This window comes from Corynebacterium genitalium ATCC 33030, from assembly GCF_000143825.1.
GTDB lineage: Bacteria > Actinomycetota > Actinomycetes > Mycobacteriales > Mycobacteriaceae > Corynebacterium > Corynebacterium genitalium.
The window spans coordinates 2,171,953-2,191,759 of record NZ_CM000961.1 but is presented as its reverse complement, the minus strand read 5'-3'; the positions used below and the strand labels follow the sequence as shown (position 1 = coordinate 2,191,759).

Sequence of the window (19,807 nt, the reverse complement as noted above, 5' to 3'; positions counted from 1 at the left end):
GTTGATCAGTTTCTATAACGCCCTCAAACTCGTTCTCAATCTGCTCACGGGCTCACGGGGAGCCGGTATTCTTTTTGGCATGAAAACTTCTGATTCCATCATTATCGTCGGCGCGGGCCTGGCCGGACTTGTCGCAGGCCACGAAGCCGTGAAGGCAGGCCGCAAGGTCGTGTTCATCGACCAGGAAAGCAGGGCGAACCTAGGCGGGCAGGCGTTCTGGTCGCTCGGTGGGCTGTTCATGGTGGGTACCCCGGAGCAGAAGTTGATGGGGGCGAAGGACTTCGAAGACCTCGCGTGGGCGGACTGGGAGAACTCCGCTGATTACGACGATGCGACCGGGCCTGGTGGCGAGGGCAACCACGACTATTGGCCGCGCAGGTGGGGCCGTGAGTTTGTTCGTTTCGCAGCTAACGAGATGCGCGATTACCTCGGCGAGCTGGGTTTGCGTGTGCTCCCGACCGTCGGGTGGGCTGAGCGTGGCTCTGGTGATGCATCTGGGCACGGCAACACTGTGCCGCGTTTCCACCTCACATGGGGCACCGGCCCCGAAGTCGTCCGCGTCTTCCTCGAGCCGCTCGAGGCCGCCGAGAAGCAGGGCAAGGTGGAGTTCCGTAGCCGTCACCGCATGGACGAAATCATCGTGGAAAACGGCAGAGCAGTGGGAGTCAAGGGCATGGTGCTTGCCGACGATTCCTCCGAGCGCGGTTTCGCCTCCAACAACGATGAGGTGGAACCGTTTGAGATCCGCGGCGACGCCGTTGTCATCTCCACCGGAGGCATTGGCGGAAACTTGGATAAGGTCCGCGAAATGTGGCCGGACGACCGTTGGGGCCCGTGCCCGGAGAATATGGTCACGGGTGTTCCCGAGTTCGTCGACGGCCGAGGCATCGGCATCGCGGAGGCAGCTGGTGCGAACCTGGTCAATACCGACCGTATGTGGCACTACCCGGAGGGCATGATCAACTGGGATCCGATTTGGCCGGGCCACGGCATCCGCATCATTCCCGGCCCATCGTCGATGTGGCTCGACGCGACTGGCAAGCGCTTGCCCACGAACCTGTTCCCGGGCTCGGACAACGTTGCCGCCCTGGCCCACATCGGCCGTACGGGACACGGCTATTCCTGGTTCCTTCTCAACCAGCACATTGCCGACAAAGAGTTCATCTTCTCCGGCTCAGAGCAGAATCCGGATCTGACCGACAAGTCGTTCAAGAAGCTCGCCGGCAAACTCGGTCCCGGCACGCATGTGGCCGTCAAGGCGTTCATGGACAACGGCGCGGACTGGGTCATTGCCGACAACCTTGAAGATCTGGTGCGCAAGATGAACGAGCTGGCTGCCGAAACTGCAGACGGTGAGGCCATCGAGGTGAACTACGACCTCGTGCACAAGCAGGTCGTCGAGCGTGACGCCCAGCTGACCAACACCTTCTCCAAGGACGCGCAGATCAACTACATCCGCACGGCACGCAATTTCCTGGGCGACAAGATCGTGCGCTGCGCCGAACCCCACCGCCTTCTGGACGAGAAGGAGGGCCCGCTCATTGCCGTCAAACTGCACATTCTCACCCGCAAGACCCTTGGCGGCATTGAGACAGACTTGAACGGCCGCGCTTTGCACGACGACGGCTCCGTCTTCCCCGGCCTCTACGCCTGCGGTGAAGTCGCCGGATTCGGCGGTGGCGGCTACCACGGCAAGAACGCCCTGGAGGGCACCTTCCTGGGCGGCTGCATTCACTCCGGCAAGCGCGTCGGAGAAAGCGTTGCCAGCGACTCTGCCTAACGTGCAGCCTGGATAGCGGCGGTGGCCGCTTGTCCGCGCAGTCGTTCCCGGTCCTGGTCGGGGATGAGTGAGCCACCGGTGAGCCAGACCAGGTGCGTGGCAGTGTCGGGCACATCAGGCAGCCGCCACGGGATAGTCAGGCCGGCTGTCGCAGACGGTTCGACAACGATGCCGGTGGTGCGCTCGAGCCAGTTGACTCCGGCGAGGAATGTCACGTCTTCGAGGGTGTGGATGCCGTCGAAAAGCGCATCCGCGTGCTTGACGACGAGCGGCGACGGGCGCTGCACAGCTAAACCATCGGCAATGGTGCGCCCGCTCAGGCCGAAGTCCGCGCAGGTGATGTCGGCGCCTTTGCCGGTGGCGAGGCCGAGAGCCATGCACGGGCTGGTGACGGGTTCGACGATATGGCACTGCACCGCGCGGCCGAAGGCCTGCTTGAGACCGAACGCGACCCCGCCGGGGCCGCCGCCGACACCGCAGGGGAGGTAGACGATAAGCGGGGAGTCCGGCGTGAACTCCTTGCCGAGGGCATCGAACTGGGCCTTGAGGCGACGGCCAGCAACGGCGTAACCGGTGAACAGACCGAGCGAGTTCTCGTCGTCGATGAAGAACGCCGATCCGGCTTCGGTAGTTGTGCTTTGTGAAGTCGCCCGGGCCGCCGCGACGGTGTCCGTGAACAGTCCAGGGTGCTCGATGACGGTCGCGCCGCCAGTGCGCAGCCGGTCTTTCTTCCACTGTTTGGCGTCGACGGACATGTGCACCTCGGTGGGGAAGCCCAGCTGCGGGCCGACTGTGCCGATGGACAGCCCTAGGTTGCCCGTGGAAGCAACAGTGATCTTCACACCGGGCTGCTCCTCAGCGAGGCGGAAGACTTCGTGGATCCCGCCGCGGGCTTTGATCGAGCCGCTGATCGGCAGGGCGTCGTCACGCTTAATCCACAGCGGCCCCGACAGGTCGCGCTCGAGGATGCGGGAGAGATAGTCCTTGGTGTCCGGTACTTCCTTGACGGGAGATTCGATGATGCCGGGGCCGAACGCGCCTGACCCAGCGCGGGTTTCGGGATAGTGCTCGGCCACCCACGGAGCGAAGCGGTCGAAACGCTCCGCGGCCTCGTCCACGGCGGCCGCGATATCGGCGTCGAGCTCACGGGTAGTTTCGCGGGCCCAGGAGATTTCTTGGGCGGTGCGGAGGGCGTCGATAAGCGAAAGGGCGCTTGGGGGAGGGGAAGCGGGACGGTCCCAGGGCATGGTCATAAGCACCCATTCTATAAATCTGTTGGAAAGTAGATATTAGCGGGAGTAGAGTTACCCGGGTCACAACCGTTGCATTGTTCCGCGGGAGGAGGCACCTGCAATGACCCGCACCTTCACGCCGAAAGACTCCAAGACTGTCTTCATGAGCGTGGTAGCGTTCCTCATCTCTGCCGGATGGGCCGCGAACCACTTCGCGTCCGTGCTCGTGGTGCTCCGGGAAAACCAGGACATGTCGACGCTGCTAGTCAACAGTGCGTACGGTATCTACGCCCTGGGTCTGTTTCCGTGCCTGATCGCTGGCGGCCTCATCGCGGACCGTTTTGGTTCACGCCCGGCGGTGATGGTCGGCGCGACCGTGGCCATGCTGGGCAACATCGCGCTCATGTTTTGGCAGGAGCACCCGGCGGTATTGCTGGGAGCGCGCTTCGTCGTCGGGCTGGGCGTGGGCCTGGTGGTCAGTGCGGGCACTGCTTGGGCCGGGCGTTTGCGCGGCACAGAAGGCACGACGCTGGCTGGCATCTTCCTCACTTCGGGCTTCATGCTGGGGCCGATCGCCTCCGGGATCATCGCGCACACGGTCAGCGCTAGCAACGCCATTTACATCCCGTACGTGGCGTCGATCCTGCTTTCGCTGTGTGCGATCGTGTTCTCCTTCATCGTCGGCGATGTTCCGCACACTCGGGAAGTCCTGCATCAAGAGGTGGATGAGGAAGACATTCAGCGCGATGCGCTCGACGATGCAGACGATGCAGACGGCGCTCACGACGCAGATGAGCTGGCGCCGGCGGTGGAGCAGTCCGCCGGCAAGGCGTTGGCGACTGCATTCCCCATGGGTCTGTGGGTCTTCGCATGCATGACCTGTGCGATTGTCACCCTGTCCGGACGCGTGGGACAGTACTTCGAGTCTGGGGCGTTCCTGCCGGGCGTTGCCGCTGTGACCGCCTTCGGGTCGGGTCTGGTGATCCAGGCGATCGGCCGGAAGATGAACTTCGGCCCGTACTCCGGTGTCGTCGGTGCGTTGTGCGCGGTAACGGGCATGACGCTGGTGGCGCTCGGCGGAGCAAGCCCATCGATGGTCATGTTCATCGTGGCGTCGGTCTTCTTGGGCCTCGCGTACGGGCTGTGCTTGCGCGAAGGGCTTCTGGACGTTGATACATTCAGCCCGCCCGAAAAGCGTGGCTCTGTCATCGGCATTTACTACGTGGCCACCTACATTGGCTTCGGGTTCCCGCCGTTGATTGAGTGGCTGAGCGGCTTTGTCGGACCATCCCTGCCGTACTGGGTGCTCGCGGTGCTCGCGTTGGCGTCCGCGACAATCCGCACGGTGCAGATCCGCTCTGGTTACCTCACCAGGCCGCAGGCAGCGTAAACGGCTGTTCAAGCACGTGCTGAAGTAGCGCGCATTACTCCAGAACAATGAGTCCCACGTGAATCGTGGCCAACTCATGCTCGTCCGGACCTGGCGGGAGAGCGTGGAGCTCCTCGCGGGTCGCGTCTGTGACGGGAATGATCCAGCCGTAGTTCGGGTCCAACGTGGGGGCACCGCCGGTGATACCGGTCACGAATGTGACGGGACGGGATGTAGGGGAGGTGAGGCGCAAGGGAGCGTCGATAAGCGAAAGCTCCTGGAACGCATCTTCGTCTAGCGTGATGATGACAATGATTTCATCTGTGTCGGGGCTCAAGTTCGCGGTGTGAACCTCGAGTGAGCGTGCTTCCACTTCGCGGGGGTCGCGCGGCATGGCAACGAGCGGGACGGTATCACGGCCGAAGAGCGTGCGGACACGGTCGAAGAGACCCATGTGCTACCTCGGCATGTAGTTCGGGTCGACGCTGCGCCCGGATCGCTTACGACCCGCGAATAGCCACACCAACGAGCCGATGAGGGGGAAGAGGGCGCAGACGATGACCCAAATGAGTTTGGAGACCCCATCGAGATAATCAGCTCTGATAATGGACGCGATCGCCCACACAAAGAGAACAAAAGAAGCCACTGCGAGGAGGGCCATGCCGCCGAGGATCAGGACTTCTAGCCAAGAAACATTGAAACCGAGTTCACCGAATTCAGTCGTGCCCATGGATATAACCTTCCTTTAGTCCTTGCGCTCCCACGGTGGCGGTTCTTGTCCAGGCTGGAGTGGGGTGGTGTGACGCCCCACCTTGTGGCCGAGAAAGATCCACAGCAAGGGCCCGATGACCGGAAGCAAAAGCACCACAATGACCCAGAGCAGCTTGGGCGCAGGTTGAAGGCCTTTATCCAGGATGATGCTGAACAGAGCCCAGAAGAACAGGACGACCGCAGCCACACCGAGCAGCATCATGAACAGGAAGCCGAGACCAAAGGCCGTATCCCCGCTGATGATGGGATCACTTGCCACAAGAACCATGTCTTTAATTTTAACCGAGAAACCTGGCGCAAAGCTGCTGTGAACATGCGCTGCACGTGTGAGCCGGGCAGATAAGGTGAGGGATATGAGCGAGGACGACAGCGCAAAGGGCGCAGACAAAGAGATCATCGCGCGCCCTGCGCAACTAGTCCAAACCTACGGGCCGGGCGAGACAGTCCTGGTGGATCCGCCTGACAAGAACCCCAAGGCTTTGCAAAGGGGAAACCGTCTGAGCTGGAAGGGTTGGAAGCTCGTCATCGCGCGCACTGTGCTCGATTTCGGGCCGATCGCGCTCATGGACCGGGGTGCGACGCTGACGTATTTCACTATTACTGCGATGGCGCCGACTCTGCTCGCGTTTTACTCGCTGGTCACGCTGATGTTCCCGTCAGACAAAGATGACTTGCGCGAGTTCATGGGCGGGGTGATTGAGGACACGGTGCCTGAAGAGCTGCGAGAGCAAGCACTCGACCTTCTCCTCAACGTCGCCGGTACCCCGGAGCAGAGCACCGTGGCCATCATCATTTCGCTATTAGTGTCGCTTTTCTCTTCGTCGGCGTATGTGAGGGCGTTTTCCCGTAGCTGCAACGTGATCTACACCCGTACCGAGGGGCGCAGCTTACCGGTGACCTGGCTGACCATGTGGGGGATCACGGTGCTGATGGTGCTCGGTGGCGTGATCATGGTCGCAGGTGTAGTGCTGCGCACATCGATCGTGGACGCGGTATTAGGGCCCATCGCGGAGCCACTGCGGCTCCAAGGGGTGGTGGACTACCTCAACCAGATCTTCATCCCCGTCTGGAACTGGTTGCGCTACCCAGTGGTGATTCTCGCCGCGATCGCATTGGTGTCCTGCCTGTACTACTTCGCACCGAATGTGCGGCCGGGGCGGTTCCGCCTACTCACCGTCGGCTCTGCACTGGCGCTTGTGGTCATTGGCCTGCTGTGGGCGCTGTTCAACTGGTTCGTGTCCAACTTCGGGCTTCAGAGCGCCTACGGGGCCTTCGGGTCTGTCCTGGCGATGCTCGTGATGGTCTGGGCAATGAATATTGTGCTGCTGCTCGGAGTGAAACTCGACGCGGAGATCTTGCGGGCCAAAGAGCTCCAGATGGGGTGGAACGCGGAAGAGATGGTGCAGGCGGCGCCGAGGTCGCAAGACGCCGTGCTGTTCCGGTATAAGATCGTGGGTTTCCTGCACCGGCTGGCGCGGGATGTCTACGAGGATGCACAGTCCAAGCGCGAGATGGAGGAGCAGGAGAGCGTCAAGCGCAGCGGCGACCGGGACTAACGTTCTTGCGTACGGTGGGTGTCATGTCTCTCATTGACCCCCGCAGCAAGTACCCGACAATCTCCCCGCCCGAACAGCGCCAGCCCCACCCGGGCCTGGACGTTGAAATGGAACCGACCGCCGACATCGGTTTGGAGTCTTACGTGGGTCGTGGCCGCCTCGAAGGCCGCAAAGCGCTGATCACCGGTGGTGACTCCGGCATCGGTGCTGCCGTCGCCATCGCTTACGCCCGTGAGGGTGCTGACGTTGCCATCGCGTACCTGCCAGAAGAGCAGGTCGACGCTGACCGCGTGCTGGCCGCCATTGAGGAGGCCGGCCGCAAGGCTGTGGGCATCCCAGGCGATCTGCAGGATCCAGATACCTGCACCAAGACCGTGCAGACGGCCCTCGACGAGCTGGGTGGCCTGGACATCCTGGTCAACAACGCATCGCGCCAGATCTTCGCCGAATCGTTCCTGGACATCGACGATGAAGAGTTCGATGCCACGATGAAAACCAACATCTACGGCTCCTTCCGCGTGACCAAGGCGGCGTTGCCGCACCTGAAACCCGGCTCGTCCATCCTTTTCACCTCCTCCATTCAGGCGTATGACCCGACGCCGGGCCTGAACCACTACGCCGTGACCAAGGCCGCGATGAACAACATGGCGAAGGGCTTGAGCATGGAGCTGCTGGAAAAGGGCATCCGTGTCAATGCTGTCGCGCCGGGTCCGGTGTGGACCCCGCTGCAGCCGAGCTACGGCCAGCCGATGGAGAAGCTCACCGAGTTCGGCCAGGAATCCGGTCTGGGACGGGCAGGTCAGCCCGTCGAATGTGCTGGTGCTTACGTGTTCTTGGCATCTGAGGAAGCCTCTTTTATCTCCGGTGAGACCCTCGGCGTTACAGGTGGGGCGCTCACGCCCTAAATGGTCCGCAGGCGGCCTGTGACCCCGTACACTGGTGAACCATGATTGACGCACGTGATACTGCTCTCGTCATTGAGGGCGGCGGAACCCGTAACTCCTACACCGCCCCGGTGATCATCAAACTCATTGAGGAAGGTGTCCAATTCGGCTGGGTAGGCGGGGTGTCCGCCGGCGCCATCCACTCCGTGAACTTCCTGTCCGGGGATGCGGAGCGCACCCGCGAGGCATTCACCACCTTCATGGGCCACCCCAAGATCGGCGGCTTGCGCTCGCTCGCACTGGGACGCGGTCTGCTCAACGCAGAATTCATGTTCCAGGACCGCGGCGGTGAGCTGCCGTTCAACATGGACGCGTTCAAACAGGCTGAAACACCGCTCCACATCGAAGCCGTGCGTGCGGACACTGGCGAATCAGTCGCATGGCACAACGAGGAGCTTTTCGACGAAGACTTCATGAACCTGGTCATCCGCGCCTCTTCCACGATGCCGATGTTGATGCCGATGGCGCACATCGACGGCGTGCCGTACGTCGACGGTGCTCTAGGTGACGGCGGTGGCCTTGTCATCGATGCTGCCGAGCAGGCTGGTTTCAAGAAGTTCCTGGTGCTGGGCACCAAGGACCGCAACTATGTGCGCGAGCCGGTCAACCGTCCAGCGATGATCCGCCGTATGTTCCCTAAGTATCCCGAGGTCGCGCGCCGTACGATCGAGCGCCCAGACAAGTACAACCGCGCCAAGGATCGCATCGTTGAGCTGGAGAACGCTGGCAATGCGTACGCGTTCTTCCCGGAGAACATGATGGTGGAAAACGCTGAGTTCAAGGTGCACAAGCTGGAGAAGAACTTCGCCGCTGGTGAAGAGCAGCTGGAGCGCGAGTGGCCCGCTATGAAGGCTTTCCTCGAGGGGTCCGGCGCGTAAACTAGCAAGTTATGATCGATGCCACCGACACTGCCCTTATTCTCGAGGGTGGTGGGATGCGCAACTCTTATACCGCTCCCGCCATCGTCAGATTCATCCAGGAACACGTCGTATTTGGCTGGGCTGGGGGAGTGTCGGCTGGTTCGGGGCATGCGATCAACTACGTGTCCCGCGACGCACACCGTGCCCGCGAGGCGTTCACGAATATGGCTGCCAATGCAGAGTTCGGCGGCTGGAAATCGCTGGCCCGCGGTCGCGGTTACTTCAACGCCGAGTTCATTTATGAGCGCTCCAACGATGTCTTGCCGTTCGACTGGGACGCGTTCCTGTCCAACACGGACACTGAGGTTCACATTGAGGCGGTCCGCGCCGACACTGGCCACACCGTGCAGTGGACGAAGAAGGATCTCGCGAACATCGAGACCGTAGGCAAAGTCACGCGCGCGTCGTCCACGCTGCCGAAGATCATGCCGATGGCAGAGATCGACGGTATCCAGTACGTCGACGGTGCGTTGGGGTATTCGGGGGGCTTGCTTATCGACGCCGCCGAGAAAGCCGGCTTCACCAAATTCCTCGTTCTCGCCACCAAGGAACGGGACTACGTCCGGCCGACGGTGACACGGCCGATCGCGACCCGCAGGTTGTTCAATAAGCATCCCGCCGTCGCAGAGGCATTAATTGTCCGGCCGGGGCGGTACAACGCGTCCAAGAAACGCATTCTGGAGCTAGAGCAAGATGGCCGAGCGAAGGTCTTTTTTCCGGATCAGATGAGCGTGGATGCATCAGAACGCAATGTGACCAAGCTCAACACGAACTACATTCTGGGGCAGGCTCAAATGGAGCGTGAATGGGACGAATGGATGGAATTCCTGGGCGGCTAGGCGCTACAGGCCAGTCCCACGCAATCCGGCGTCAGCCACGTTCAATCCGATAGATGCGCTGCGGGCCATGAACGAAACGTTGGAGGGTTGTGTGAGCTAAAACGCATGCCCTAAACCGGGGCTGACCAGTCATTTCAGGTCTCAGGCGGGCGTATTCTGGAAGGTGACCCCTTTGAGGAGAGTGCGTCCGCATGTCTCTCCACTGACTTTGATTGGAGTGTTCCGCTTGTCATCCGCGGTCAACAACCCCGCGTCATCTTCCACCCCGTCCGAACCCTCCGGTGCCACCGCGCCCTCGACGGCGACGGACCCCAACACCCCCACAGCTGAAGCTAGCAGCGGTGCCCCGGAGAAACCCCAGAGCTCTGGCCGGGGCAAGCTGATTGCTTTCTTCTTGGCCTTCATTGCCCTCGGTGCGGTGCTGATCATCCCGATCGAGACCATCGACTGGCAGGGCCAGATCGCGCTCGGTCTGCTCGCCTTCGCAGTGATTATGTGGGTCACCGAGGCGGTGTCCTATCCGGTCAGTTCCGTGCTGATCATCAGCTTGATTTCCTTGCTGCTCGGATTCTCGCAGGACCCGGAAAACCCCGGTGAGATCGTCGGCACGTCCGCGGCCCTGAAGACAGCGATGGCTGGCTTTTCGTCCTCGGCCGTCGCACTCGTTGCCGCCGCCCTCGCACTGGCCGTGGCGATGCAGGCGACCGGCTTGCACCGCCGCCTCGCCCTGTACGTTCTGCGGTTGGCCGGCGAGAAGACATCGAACATTGTCATCGGCGCGATCATCATCTCCATCATCTTGGCGTTCTTCGTGCCGTCTGCAACGGCCCGCGCCGGCGCCGTCGTGCCGATTCTGCTGGGCATGGTCGCGGCTTTCGGGTTGGCCACCAACTCGAAACTGTCGGCGCTGTTGATCATCACAGCGACCCAGGCCGTATCGGTGTGGAACGTGGGCATCAAAACGGCTGCCGCCCAGAACCTCGTTGCCGTCGGATTCATCGAGTCGGAAATGGGCCGGACCGTGTCGTGGGGTGAATGGTTCCTCTGGGCCGCGCCCTGGTCCGTCCTCATGTCGATCGCGCTCTACTTCATCATGCGCTGGGCGATCAAGCCGGAAACGGAGTCGATTGAGGGCGGGAAGGCGCTCGTCGACAAGCAGCTGGAAGAGATGGGACCGATGTCCGGCGCAGAAAAGCGTCTTACCGCGATCGCGGTAATCCTGTTGCTGTTCTGGGCGACCGAAGGCGTGCTTCACCCCATTGATTCCTCGGTGATCACCATCGTGGCCATCGGCATCATGCTGTTGCCCGGCATTGGCGTCATGGACTGGAAGTACGCTCAGGAGAAGATCAACTGGGGAACGCTCGTCGTCTTCGCTGTCGGTATTTCCTTGGGCATGTTCATGCTGGAGACTGGCGCCGCGACGTGGTTGTCGGAGAAGACCTTCGGCGCCATTGGTTTGCAGAGCATGCCGCTTCTGGCCACCATCGCGCTGGTTTCGCTGTTCAACATCGTGATCCACCTTGGTTTCGCGTCCGCGACCTCGCTGTCGTCGGCGCTCATCCCTGTGTTCATCGCCCTCGCAGCGACATTGGATGTGCCCAACGGCGGATTGGGCTTCGTGGTCATCCAGCAGTTCGTCATCTGCTTCGGCTTCCTGCTGCCGGTCTCCGCCCCGCAGAACATGCTGGCCTACGGTACCGGCGCGTTCACCACCCGCCAGTTCCTCAAGACCGGTATCCCGCTGACGATCATCGGGTACCTGCTGGTGCTGTTGTTCTCGGCGACCTACTGGAACTGGATCGGGCTGGTCTAAACAGCTCGCACCAAACGCGCTAGTCGGCGACGAGCGGCTCCATGGTGAGCTCCGGGTGCTCCTTCTCCACGAAGGCGAGCTTCCACTTGTCGCCGAACAGCGCGATGAGTTCGCCGTCGGTGCGGGTGAAAATTTCTACGCCGCGCTGACGGCCCAGCTCGGGCGCCGACTCCGCGTCGGTGCGCCGCGCCACCGAGTAGGGGATCGGCTCGGTCACTGTCTCGACGTTGTATTCGTTTTCCATGCGGGCCTGCATGACCTCGAACTGCATGGGGCCGACGGCGGCCATGACGGGGGAGGCGTCGCCGCGGGCGTCGTTACGCAAGATCTGCACCACACCCTCGGCATCGAGCTGCTCCAGCGCTTTGCGGAACTGCTTGTATTTGCCCAGCGATTTCGCGCGCAGCGTGCGGAAGTGCTCGGGGGCGAACTGCGGCATCGGCGGGAACTGGACTTTGCGGCCCGTGTAGATCGTGTCGCCCGGCGCCAGGGCGCCTGCGTTGACCAGACCGATGATGTCGCCCGGGAACGCGGTCTCCACGGTGTCGCGGGTGCGGCCGAAGACGGTGAGTGCGTATTTCGTCGAAAAGCTGCGGCCCGACTGCGCGTGAGTGACCTGCATGCCGCGGTCGAACTCGCCGGAGACGACACGCATGAACGCGAGCGTGTCGCGGTGGTTCTTGTCCATGCCCGCCTGCACCTTGAACACGACGCCGGAGAATTCATCGCCGACCGAACGCGACTCATCCATCGCGCTTGTCGACGCCTCCACCGCCGCCGGATCCGACTCACGGCCCTCCGGAGCGGGCGCAATGGCGCACAGCGTGTCCAAAATCTGGTGGACGCCGAAGTTGAGCATGGCAGACGCGAAGATGAGCGGCGAGGTCACGCACTGTTCGAACAGGTCCTGGTTGTGGACGGCACCGTCGGCGGCGAGCAGCTCGGCTTCCTCGATGGCGGTCTCCCACACGTCGCCTTCCTTAGCGGCAGCGTCGTCCGGGGCGAAGTGCTCTTCCGGGGCAATGGTGGAACCACCGGCGGTGCGGGTGAAGTGAATGTACTCGTCGGCTTCACCGTCGTCGTTGACGTGCGCGAGGCCGCGGAAGTCGCCGGCCTCACCGACGGGCCAGTAGAGGGGAGTGGGTTGGAGGTCGATTTCGGTGACGATCTCGTCGACAAGCTCCAGCGGCTCGCGGCCCACGCGGTCCCACTTGTTGATCACCGTGACAATCGGCAACCCGCGGGCTTTGCAGACGCGGAAGAGCTTGAGAGTTTGAGGCTCGAGGCCCTTCGCGGCGTCGATCAGCATGACGGCAGCATCGACGGCAGACAGCACGCGGTAGGTGTCCTCGGAGAAGTCCGCGTGGCCCGGGGTGTCCACGAGGTTGACCACATACGGCTCACCGGTGTGGCCCTCGGGCGCGTATTCGAACTGGAGCGCTGACGATGCGATGGAGATGCCGCGGTCCTTCTCCATCTCCATCCAGTCAGACACCGTGTCCTTGCGGTTGCCCTTGCCGTGCACCGCGCCCGCCTCCGAGATCGCGTGGGCGTGCAGCGCCAGCGCCTCCGTCAACGTCGACTTACCCGCGTCCGGGTGGGCGATGACGGCGAAGGTGCGGCGGCGGGCGGCCTCGGTGACGGTACTCATGACCTGTAGAGGGTAGTCGCTTGTGCGGTGGGAGGGCGAACCAGTGCAAAGCAGCGAAATTAGGACAGCTTCTCGGAGAAAAGCGCCTGGTCGATAGCGATCCCGACGGCCGCCCCTGCACCTGTCGCCTGCGACACTTGGTCGGGAGAGCTGACCACATTGCCCGCTGCCCAGAGACCCGGCTGCGATGTCCGGCCGCGTTCTGTGCGGACCCATCCGTCGACGACATCGCAACCAGCTTCGCGCAGCAGCTCGTCGTTCGGTTCGAAACGTGGGCCGGTGAAACAGGATTCGAACACGAAATGGTGGTTAGTCGTGCGAATTACGGCTTGGTCACCCTCCGCCGAACTGACTTCTAGGACGGGTTCGTCGACGATTTCGATGTTCAGCGAGGAGAAGAGGGCGAGCTCCTCGTCGGGAAGCTCAAGGCCGTTGGGGAAGAAAGTCACGGTCTTCGCCCACTTGGTGAGTAGCTTCGAAATATGGAATGTGAAGCCGGGGTTCTCTCCACCGATGACAGCGAGGTCCGTCCCGTTCACTTCGTACCCGTGACAGTAGGGGCAGTGGAAGACCCGCGTTCCCCACAGTGCGGACAAACCGTACACGTCAGGCAAGACGTCGGTGATTCCGGTAGTGACGAGAACATGCGGGGAATCAATGGCCTTGCTGCTCGCGAGAGTTACGGACCACTTGTCGTGCGACTTTGTCAGGTTCTCAGCGCGGTCCCGCACGATCGTCCCGCCGAACGACTCGAATTCAGCATGACCCTTTTCGAGTAGCTCGACTGGTTTGATCGAGTCCATTCCTAGGATGCCGTGGGCGTGCTCGCTGAACCGGTTGCGCGGCCGCCCTTCGTCGACCAAGCAGACGGACCGATTCGCTCTTGCCAAGTTGATTGCCGCCGCGGTCCCGGCGAAACCTCCGCCGATGATCGTGACATCCATGTCTTAGCCTCCTGGAATTCTTTGGACTGGTTCTCGTTGAAGAAACTAGTTGCTCGAGCTCCACCGCGGGAGGCCCTGATGGCCTTCATTAGAGTGGAGCCGAGTTAGGTGACTTGTACGCAAACGAGAGGAGAAGCAATGAAGATCGGCGTCATCGTCGGATCTATCCGTAAGGGCCGCACCGCGGAGAAGGTGGCCGCCTGGGTGCAGGAGCAGGTGGCCGATCGCAGCGGCGCGGAGTACCAGCTCATCGACCTCGCCGACTTCGACCTGCCGATGTATGACGGTGCCGGCATGCCGATGCTCATGAACCGCGAGTACGACAACGATGAGGTCACCCGCTGGTCGCAAGCCATTGACGCCTGCGACGCGTTCATCTTCATCACGCCGGAGTACAACCACTCGGTCCCGGCAGCGCTGAAGAACGCTGTGGATACGCTCGGCCCCGAGTGGGTGGGCAAGCCGATCGCGTTTGTCGGCTACGGCGGTGTCGGCGCGATCCGCGCCATCGAGCATTGGCGCCAGATCGCCGCGAACTTCCACATGCATGACATCCGCGAGCAGCTCGGCTTTATCCAGGCGATGGAGATGCGCGACGGCTTCCAGCCGATGCCCCATCGCGCCAAGGAGCTCGCCGCGATGTGCGACCGCCTCGAGACGCTCACCGCCCAGCTGAACAAGTAACTCAGCTACGCGGGTGGATCTCGTTCTGCGCGCGCTGCACCCCGTGCTTAACGACGATCCCAGCCGCCTCGGCCGTCAACTCCAACTGCTCCGTCAGAGCTTTCTCCTCGTGTTCTGAGTCCTGCGGCAGCGAGCTGAGCACCCACTCCGGCACGGGCATTCCTTTCGGCGGGCGCCCGATTCCGATCCGAATTCGCACGTAGTCGCGCGTCCCCAGGTGCTCAGTGAGGGACTTCAATCCGTTGTGCCCGTTCTCGTTGCCGCCGAGCTTGATGCGGACTTTGCCGGGTGGGAGGTCGAGCTCGTCGTGAAGCACCACGACGTGATCGGGCGTGATACCCAGTTCACGGGCCAGGGGAGCGATACCCTCGCCGCTCAAGTTCATGAACGTGGTGGAGCGGGCGTAGGCCACCCCGTCAGCGACGGCGACGGTCACTTTGTGTCCGTTGAGCGGGGCCAGGGTGGCCGCGACCTGGTCGAGGAGGATGTCCTGCACCATGTAGCCGACGTTGTGCTTCGTAGCGTCATACCTCGCGCCGGGGTTGCCCAGGCCAACGACAAGCCATTTGGCGTCGGGTAGCCCAGCCGGATCCTTTTCCGCTAGCTGACGGGCGCGAAAGAGGGAGAGCAAGTAGTCGAACACGGGTGCCAGTGTAGGCAGGTTGTCTCTAGGATGATTTCCATGGGTGCGCACCTCCTCGCTTCAACGAGCGATTCAGAGACTGCTGGGCTAGTTTTGTTTCTCATCGTTTCGGTCGTGTGGGTGGTTTTTCTGGTGACTTTCGAGATAGTCAGTACGAGGAGGCGGAAGCGAAAGTACGCTAAAGAGTGGCTCGCTACGTACGGTGAAGCTTCTTTCCGGGCGGCTCAGGAAACGGACTGGCTGGTCAAGGGGCTCAGATCCCCACTCACATTTCCAATGGTCCGCAACCAGTGGGAAACGATCAAGAACCGGTTCGCTGCTGAGCCGTCGTCGCAAGAGGCTGCACGGGATGTGATCAACGCGCACCGCAACATTGCTTATCTTTCGGGGATTGAAAACGGGGACGAACGGTTGCGGAGCCAAGCCGTTAACGAGCTCATGTCAGATGCTGTGGTTTTCGGTGATGAATGGGTATGGCGCAAACTCGGCGCCATGCGGGGAAAAGTGAATGAGCCGGGGTTCTGCGAGGAATTAGCCCGTCATGTGCACGATATGGGTGTCTCCTCGCGCGAGTGGAATGACGCGAATCTCGCTTCCATGGATCTATCGCGATCGAGCTTGAAGAAGTACGCCGGGGTAGTACCGCCGACAGTTGCCCAGCGTGAGTACCGGCCTGGTGCAGGGTTGAACGGGTACATGCCGGCAGCCGCGATCTGGAGCGGTTACGTGAAGCACCTTTCGCTGCAGTCCGCGATCAGAAGCCAGGGTCTTGAGTCCAGAGCTCAAGCCCGCTTCTATCGCCGCTGGTTGCACGGGGAGGTACTGAGGTGACCCCCCATTACTGGAAGAAAGATAGCGCGATCATAGGCGGCGATGTCTATGCCGCCGGTGAGGAGCGAATCGCACGCGACGACGCTTTCTATCACCGCGCAATGGCGGGCATACCAGAAACCGACTGGCTCATTCCGCAGCTGCGTTCACCGCTATCTTTCGGGGCAGCCGAGCAGTGGGCACGTGCGAAGGCGGATATTGTTCCATTGCCCCCAGGGACTAAGAAGAAACAGGTCACAGCTGCCATGCGGTCAGCGCGCCAGATTGCCCGAATCAGTTCCCACACAGCCATTCTCGCTGCCGCGGAGGGCGAAGACGAAGATGCCCGACTGGCTATTGTCGATGATTTGGTCAGCGATCTTGTTTTTGCCGAGAACCACCGGCGTTTCAGCTACAAACCAAACCTGGACATCGAGATGTCTATCCATCGGCTCACCGATCAGGCCCGCGCACTGAAAGGCGATCTGCGGTCCCCGCATTTTTTCGAGGACTTCTTACTTGTGGTGGGGGAGTATGCGATGGTCGTTGTCGCGGCGCGCCCGTGGGCTTTCGTGAATATTAGGCGAGATATCGACTTCGTCCCGCCCCGTTTCGGGGATGAGCTTTTCGTCTTCGGCGCCGGGTACAACGGCTTCATTCCATGGCAATACGCCACTGCGGTTGAAGAGCATCTAGACCGCAGCTCCGCTGATGGCGGTTCCGATAGCGGCGGTGACGGTGGTGGCGGCGACTAAGGGTCGAGTTCATTACATTGGATTGCATGCCCACCGACCTGCCTGCCCCGTTGCCCCGCGTCGTCGCCGCCCCCATGGCCGGCGGCCCGTCCACGCCCGAACTGGTGAATGCCGTCAGTTTTGGGTTCCTGGCCTGGGGCACCTGTTCGTTGGAGCAGGCGCGGGAAGAGCTGGCCCGCGTCGAGGAGCCCTTCGGCATCAACCTCTTCTACCCGCAGGCCGATGAGCCAGCCGCGGCGGACCTGGAGCGGCTCTCCGCAGAACTCGACGAGCCTGTGCCCCCAGCCGACCTGACTTTCGGCTTCCACGACAAGCTGCGTTTGGCCATCGAGGACGGACGAGCCACCATCGTGTCGTCGACCTTCGGCTGCTTCACTCCTGAGGAAGTCCGCATGCTGCATGACGCCGGGATCCAAGCCTGGGTCACCGTCACCAACGAAGTCGACGCGGTCAAGGCGGCCGAGTACGCCGACGGACTCATCGTGCAAGGTCCCGAAGCTGGTGGGCACCGCGCGACGTGGCGGCTGGGGGAGGAGCCGGGGGACCGTAGCGTCGAAAAGCTTCTTGATGGCATCTTCCGCCTCATCAACATCCCCCTCATGGCCGCTGGCGGCGCCCGCGGCCCCGCCGACGTGGAGCGCCTCATCGAGTGGGGCGCGTCATCCGTTGCGTGCGGCAGCGCCTTTTTGCTTGCCGACGAAGCCGGCACCTCCGACACCAACCGCGCCCACCTTCGCGATGCCCGCACCGGCGGTGAGCGCAGCGTTTCTACGCGTGCTTTCTCGGGCCGTTACGCCCGCGGCCTCGGGACCGAGTTCACGCGCACCCATCCCGACCTGCCACCGGTCTATCCTCATCTCAACGCCATGCTCAAACCTCGGCGCAACGACCCAGATTATGCGTATTGCCTGGTCGGTGAGCGGCCGGAGGAGTTGCGCGAGGGCCCGGCGGCCGAGATCGAGGGGTACTTGCTGGGCGCGCGTTAGTCAGGTTCAGTCCAGAACCTCCGGTTCGTGATCGGAGTTCTCCACATTGACGGCATCAGGGGGGAGTCGCTATGTCGGAGCCATACCTCAGTTGATCTGCACGGGCGATGACACGGATGCGCTTGTCGACGTATTTGGTCCAGTCCAGCGGTTGCGGCGAGGTGTCATTACCCAGGATTGCCCACAGCGGGCTTTGGGTAGTTTCTATCCCTCCGGCGACAAGGCCGTCAACTGGTTTCACTGGGTCAAGCTCGATTGCATAGAAAGTAGAAACATTGTCTACGTCGTCCGCGACCTCTTCATGCACTCCTGGGGGAAGCATGTCCTTGAAGTGAACCGCCTTGAGCGTTCCTTCCAGCACTTGCTCTCCTGGCGCAAGGTTGAGGTCTTCCCCCGAATCTCCACTCTCGCCCGGCGCGGCCAATGAATCGGGCTCTGGAATCGGTGCTTCAGTGGAGCATCCCGTGACGCCGACACTGAGAATCGCTGCGGTGAGGACCGCGGCGAGCGCCCGCGTTGTCAGGTGGCGGGTGGACTGGTGCATGGAACCGACCTCTCTACGAATGTCACGCCGTTTCCCGGGGGCAGAATACTGCTGAGGGTTTTCCGGAATACTGCTCGGATAAACATACTGGTCAAAAACGTGCGGCGTGGCTTATTCGGGCGAGCAGTATTCCAGCAGCCCGTCGGCCACGTCCGCGAGCACGATCGGAAGCTCCGCGAACTCCTGCTTGCTGAATGGCTTGAGCACGTAATCTGCGGGGGCTTGCCGCCCGGGCGGGCGCCCGATGCCCACCGCGAGACGGTGGTAATCGGAGGTACCCAATGACTTGGTGACGGACTTCAACCCGTTATGGCCGTGGTCCCCGCCGCCGAGACGGAGCTTGAATTGGCCGAAGTCGAGGTCCAGCTCGTCGTAGATGACGTGAATGTCGGCAGGCTTCGTTCCGTAGTAGCTGGCCAGCGCCTTGACGGGGCCGCCGGAGACATTCATGAAGCCACGCGTGCGCGCGAGAATCGTGCGTCGCGGCATGAGACGACCCGCGGCGAGTTCAGCGACCTCAGTGTTGGTCTTCTTGTGCACGCTCAGTTGGGCGGGCATCGGGGTAGCGCGATCCAGAAGCTCGTCGATCACCATCGCCCCCGCATTATGTCTCGTCTGCGCATAGATAGTGCCCGGGTTGCCTAGGCCCACGACCAGAATGGGGGAATCAGTAGCCACGGGAATTAATTCTACGGGCAATACGGATCAACGGGTGGCGGGTAACCCCGGGACATGCCGAGAGTTGCCGGACCAATGCGAAAGGCCGGCTCCCCGGGGTGGGGGAAGCCGGCCTTGGCAAGTGGGGCGTCGATAAGCGACTTACTCGCTTGCGCCCTCGTCGCCCTCGCCGCCGTCGGCGATCTCGACGGTGCCCTCTGCGTCGCCGTCCTCGCCTTCGGTGTCAGCGCCAGCCTCAGCGCCGCCCTCCTCAACATCAGCGGCAGCAGCCTCGAGCTCTTCGTCGACCTGCTCGTAGGTGACGTTGATGACCAAGAACTCCGGATCGGTGAGCAGCTCTGCACCCTCCGGCAGCTGCAGGTCGGAAGCGAAGATCTGGTCGCCGATCTCCTTGCCCTCGATGGACACGATGATCTCGTCCGGAATCTTCAGGGCCTCGACCTCGATCTCGACAACGTCGAGCTCCTGCAGGACCACGGCATCGGCAGCAGCCTCGCCCTCGTAGGTGACCGGGACCTCGACGTTGACCTTCTCGCCGCGCTTCACGCCCAGCAGGTCGATGTGGTCGATGTTCAGGGTCAGAACGTTCTGGTCGATGTTCTTGACCATGGCGAGGTTCTTCTCGCCGTCGATGTCGAGCTCGAGAATGGCGTTGGTGCCGTCGTTACGCACAAGCGCACTAATCTCGAGGATGTCGACGTGGAAGTGCAAGTTGTCCTCGCCAGAGCTGTAGAGAACGCCGGGGACGCGGCCCGCGGCGCGAAGGCGGCGGGAAGCGCCCTTGCCGAACTCTTCGCGCTTCTCGGCCTTAATAACCGGGTTAGCCATGATGGTTACTCCTGTGTGTTCGGGCCACAAAAAATGCGGCCACTGTGATGACGATGT

Annotated in this window: 21 protein-coding genes; 11 read left to right on the top strand and 10 right to left on the bottom strand. The window is 62.0% G+C overall.

What is annotated here, in order from left to right:
• Positions 1-79 precede the first annotated feature (79 nt).
• Entirely contained in the window at positions 80-1,780 is a 1,701-nt protein-coding gene (locus HMPREF0291_RS10325; protein WP_040424602.1) for an FAD-binding dehydrogenase, read from the top strand.
• Here HMPREF0291_RS10325 and HMPREF0291_RS10320 read toward each other — a convergent pair.
• Positions 1,777-3,033, bottom strand: a complete 1,257-nt coding sequence (locus HMPREF0291_RS10320; RefSeq protein ID WP_005291235.1) for a D-serine ammonia-lyase — start codon at positions 3,031-3,033, stop codon at positions 1,777-1,779. The genes HMPREF0291_RS10325 and HMPREF0291_RS10320 overlap by 4 nt on opposite strands.
• A gap of 100 nt (positions 3,034-3,133) precedes the next feature.
• On the opposite strand from HMPREF0291_RS10320, the gene HMPREF0291_RS10315 reads away from it, so the two are divergent.
• Positions 3,134-4,402 (top strand): MFS transporter, encoded by a 1,269-nt coding sequence (locus HMPREF0291_RS10315; RefSeq protein WP_005291233.1) that lies wholly within the window; start codon positions 3,134-3,136, stop codon positions 4,400-4,402.
• Positions 4,403-4,436: 34 nt separating this feature from the next.
• Here HMPREF0291_RS10315 and HMPREF0291_RS10310 read toward each other — a convergent pair whose 3' ends face one another.
• Genes HMPREF0291_RS10310 through HMPREF0291_RS10300 form a run of 3 tightly spaced genes read right to left on the bottom strand, consistent with a single transcriptional unit; the run spans position 4,437 to position 5,420 of the window.
• Positions 4,437-4,835, bottom strand: coding sequence for a hypothetical protein (locus tag HMPREF0291_RS10310; RefSeq protein ID WP_005291230.1), 399 nt, complete (start codon positions 4,833-4,835; stop codon positions 4,437-4,439).
• Positions 4,836-4,838: 3 nt separating this feature from the next.
• Positions 4,839-5,111, bottom strand: coding sequence for a PLD nuclease N-terminal domain-containing protein (locus tag HMPREF0291_RS10305; RefSeq protein ID WP_005291227.1), 273 nt, complete (start codon positions 5,109-5,111; stop codon positions 4,839-4,841).
• A gap of 15 nt (positions 5,112-5,126) precedes the next feature.
• The gene (locus tag HMPREF0291_RS10300) at positions 5,127-5,420 is read right to left on the bottom strand and encodes a PLDc N-terminal domain-containing protein (protein WP_005291223.1); all 294 of its coding nucleotides are present in this window, start codon (positions 5,418-5,420) and stop codon (positions 5,127-5,129) included.
• A gap of 85 nt (positions 5,421-5,505) precedes the next feature.
• Between HMPREF0291_RS10300 and HMPREF0291_RS10295 the strand changes: the two genes are divergently transcribed.
• The 5 genes from HMPREF0291_RS10295 to HMPREF0291_RS10275 all read left to right on the top strand — a co-directional run bounded on the left by HMPREF0291_RS10295 (position 5,506) and on the right by HMPREF0291_RS10275 (position 11,227).
• A complete protein-coding gene (locus HMPREF0291_RS10295; RefSeq protein WP_005291220.1) occupies positions 5,506-6,708 on the top strand; it encodes a YihY/virulence factor BrkB family protein in 1,203 nt (400 codons plus the stop codon).
• A gap of 23 nt (positions 6,709-6,731) precedes the next feature.
• Positions 6,732-7,613: an SDR family oxidoreductase gene (locus HMPREF0291_RS10290; RefSeq protein WP_005291217.1), complete on the top strand. Its 882-nt coding sequence runs from the start codon at positions 6,732-6,734 to the stop codon at positions 7,611-7,613.
• Positions 7,614-7,654: 41 nt separating this feature from the next.
• Positions 7,655-8,530 carry a patatin-like phospholipase family protein gene (locus tag HMPREF0291_RS10285; protein ID WP_005291214.1) on the top strand — a complete coding sequence of 292 codons (876 nt, stop codon included), beginning with the start codon at positions 7,655-7,657 and terminating at the stop codon, positions 8,528-8,530.
• Positions 8,531-8,541: 11 nt separating this feature from the next.
• Positions 8,542-9,411, top strand: a complete 870-nt coding sequence (locus HMPREF0291_RS10280; RefSeq protein ID WP_005291211.1) for a patatin-like phospholipase family protein — start codon at positions 8,542-8,544, stop codon at positions 9,409-9,411.
• 226 nt (positions 9,412-9,637) lie between these two features.
• Complete coding sequence (locus HMPREF0291_RS10275) at positions 9,638-11,227, top strand: SLC13 family permease (protein ID WP_005291208.1); 1,590 nt, start codon at positions 9,638-9,640, stop codon at positions 11,225-11,227.
• Positions 11,228-11,246: 19 nt separating this feature from the next.
• Here HMPREF0291_RS10275 and HMPREF0291_RS10270 read toward each other — a convergent pair whose 3' ends face one another.
• Positions 11,247-12,878 (bottom strand): peptide chain release factor 3, encoded by a 1,632-nt coding sequence (locus HMPREF0291_RS10270; protein WP_005291205.1) that lies wholly within the window; start codon positions 12,876-12,878, stop codon positions 11,247-11,249.
• Between the two features lie 59 nt (positions 12,879-12,937).
• Complete coding sequence (locus HMPREF0291_RS10265) at positions 12,938-13,822, bottom strand: NAD(P)/FAD-dependent oxidoreductase (protein ID WP_005291203.1); 885 nt, start codon at positions 13,820-13,822, stop codon at positions 12,938-12,940.
• A 138-nt stretch (positions 13,823-13,960) separates the two neighbouring features.
• On the opposite strand from HMPREF0291_RS10265, the gene HMPREF0291_RS10260 reads away from it, so the two are divergent.
• Complete coding sequence (locus HMPREF0291_RS10260) at positions 13,961-14,506, top strand: NADPH-dependent FMN reductase (protein ID WP_005291198.1); 546 nt, start codon at positions 13,961-13,963, stop codon at positions 14,504-14,506.
• Between the two features lies 1 nt (position 14,507).
• Here HMPREF0291_RS10260 and pth (HMPREF0291_RS10255) read toward each other — a convergent pair whose 3' ends face one another.
• The gene (gene pth / locus HMPREF0291_RS10255) at positions 14,508-15,137 is read right to left on the bottom strand and encodes an aminoacyl-tRNA hydrolase (RefSeq protein WP_050748886.1); all 630 of its coding nucleotides are present in this window, start codon (positions 15,135-15,137) and stop codon (positions 14,508-14,510) included.
• 51 nt (positions 15,138-15,188) lie between these two features.
• On the opposite strand from pth (HMPREF0291_RS10255), the gene HMPREF0291_RS10250 reads away from it, so the two are divergent.
• Genes HMPREF0291_RS10250 through HMPREF0291_RS10240 form a run of 3 tightly spaced genes read left to right on the top strand, consistent with a single transcriptional unit; the run spans position 15,189 to position 17,700 of the window.
• The gene (locus HMPREF0291_RS10250; RefSeq protein WP_083770330.1) at positions 15,189-15,980 is read left to right on the top strand and encodes a hypothetical protein; all 792 of its coding nucleotides are present in this window, start codon (positions 15,189-15,191) and stop codon (positions 15,978-15,980) included.
• On the top strand, positions 15,977-16,714 hold the full coding sequence (locus HMPREF0291_RS10245) for a hypothetical protein (RefSeq protein WP_005291192.1): 738 nt from the start codon (positions 15,977-15,979) through the stop codon (positions 16,712-16,714). Before HMPREF0291_RS10250 ends, HMPREF0291_RS10245 begins: the two co-directional genes overlap by 4 nt.
• A gap of 26 nt (positions 16,715-16,740) precedes the next feature.
• Positions 16,741-17,700: a nitronate monooxygenase gene (locus tag HMPREF0291_RS10240; RefSeq protein ID WP_005291189.1), complete on the top strand. Its 960-nt coding sequence runs from the start codon at positions 16,741-16,743 to the stop codon at positions 17,698-17,700.
• A 55-nt stretch (positions 17,701-17,755) separates the two neighbouring features.
• On the opposite strand, the gene HMPREF0291_RS10235 is transcribed toward HMPREF0291_RS10240, so the two are convergent.
• The 3 genes from HMPREF0291_RS10235 to HMPREF0291_RS10225 all read right to left on the bottom strand — a co-directional run bounded on the left by HMPREF0291_RS10235 (position 17,756) and on the right by HMPREF0291_RS10225 (position 19,750).
• Positions 17,756-18,244 (bottom strand): hypothetical protein, encoded by a 489-nt coding sequence (locus HMPREF0291_RS10235; RefSeq protein ID WP_040423803.1) that lies wholly within the window; start codon positions 18,242-18,244, stop codon positions 17,756-17,758.
• 111 nt (positions 18,245-18,355) lie between these two features.
• Positions 18,356-18,922, bottom strand: a complete 567-nt coding sequence (pth, locus tag HMPREF0291_RS10230; protein ID WP_005291183.1) for an aminoacyl-tRNA hydrolase — start codon at positions 18,920-18,922, stop codon at positions 18,356-18,358.
• A gap of 141 nt (positions 18,923-19,063) precedes the next feature.
• The gene (locus HMPREF0291_RS10225; RefSeq protein WP_005291181.1) at positions 19,064-19,750 is read right to left on the bottom strand and encodes a 50S ribosomal protein L25/general stress protein Ctc; all 687 of its coding nucleotides are present in this window, start codon (positions 19,748-19,750) and stop codon (positions 19,064-19,066) included.
• Between the last annotated feature and the right edge of the window lie 57 nt (positions 19,751-19,807).

Excerpts from the sequence above, each read along its gene's own strand:
- HMPREF0291_RS10295 (WP_005291220.1), top strand. The coding sequence starts at position 5,506 with ATGAGCGAGGACGACAGCGCAAAGGGCGCAGACAAAGAGATCATCGCG.
- HMPREF0291_RS10270 (WP_005291205.1), bottom strand. The coding sequence starts at position 12,878 with ATGAGTACCGTCACCGAGGCCGCCCGCCGCCGCACCTTCGCCGTCATC.
- HMPREF0291_RS10285 (WP_005291214.1), top strand. The coding sequence starts at position 7,655 with ATGATTGACGCACGTGATACTGCTCTCGTCATTGAGGGCGGCGGAACC.
- HMPREF0291_RS10240 (WP_005291189.1), top strand. The coding sequence starts at position 16,741 with ATGCCCACCGACCTGCCTGCCCCGTTGCCCCGCGTCGTCGCCGCCCCC.
- HMPREF0291_RS10310 (WP_005291230.1), bottom strand. The coding sequence starts at position 4,835 with ATGGGTCTCTTCGACCGTGTCCGCACGCTCTTCGGCCGTGATACCGTC.
- HMPREF0291_RS10300 (WP_005291223.1), bottom strand. The coding sequence starts at position 5,420 with ATGGTTCTTGTGGCAAGTGATCCCATCATCAGCGGGGATACGGCCTTT.
- HMPREF0291_RS10290 (WP_005291217.1), top strand. The coding sequence starts at position 6,732 with ATGTCTCTCATTGACCCCCGCAGCAAGTACCCGACAATCTCCCCGCCC.
- HMPREF0291_RS10225 (WP_005291181.1), bottom strand. The coding sequence starts at position 19,750 with ATGGCTAACCCGGTTATTAAGGCCGAGAAGCGCGAAGAGTTCGGCAAG.
- HMPREF0291_RS10265 (WP_005291203.1), bottom strand. The coding sequence starts at position 13,822 with ATGGATGTCACGATCATCGGCGGAGGTTTCGCCGGGACCGCGGCGGCA.
- HMPREF0291_RS10250 (WP_083770330.1), top strand. The coding sequence starts at position 15,189 with ATGGGTGCGCACCTCCTCGCTTCAACGAGCGATTCAGAGACTGCTGGG.
- HMPREF0291_RS10235 (WP_040423803.1), bottom strand. The coding sequence starts at position 18,244 with ATGCACCAGTCCACCCGCCACCTGACAACGCGGGCGCTCGCCGCGGTC.
- HMPREF0291_RS10260 (WP_005291198.1), top strand. The coding sequence starts at position 13,961 with ATGAAGATCGGCGTCATCGTCGGATCTATCCGTAAGGGCCGCACCGCG.
- HMPREF0291_RS10305 (WP_005291227.1), bottom strand. The coding sequence starts at position 5,111 with ATGGGCACGACTGAATTCGGTGAACTCGGTTTCAATGTTTCTTGGCTA.
- HMPREF0291_RS10325 (WP_040424602.1), top strand. The coding sequence starts at position 80 with ATGAAAACTTCTGATTCCATCATTATCGTCGGCGCGGGCCTGGCCGGA.
- HMPREF0291_RS10315 (WP_005291233.1), top strand. The coding sequence starts at position 3,134 with ATGACCCGCACCTTCACGCCGAAAGACTCCAAGACTGTCTTCATGAGC.
- HMPREF0291_RS10280 (WP_005291211.1), top strand. The coding sequence starts at position 8,542 with ATGATCGATGCCACCGACACTGCCCTTATTCTCGAGGGTGGTGGGATG.
- HMPREF0291_RS10320 (WP_005291235.1), bottom strand. The coding sequence starts at position 3,033 with ATGACCATGCCCTGGGACCGTCCCGCTTCCCCTCCCCCAAGCGCCCTT.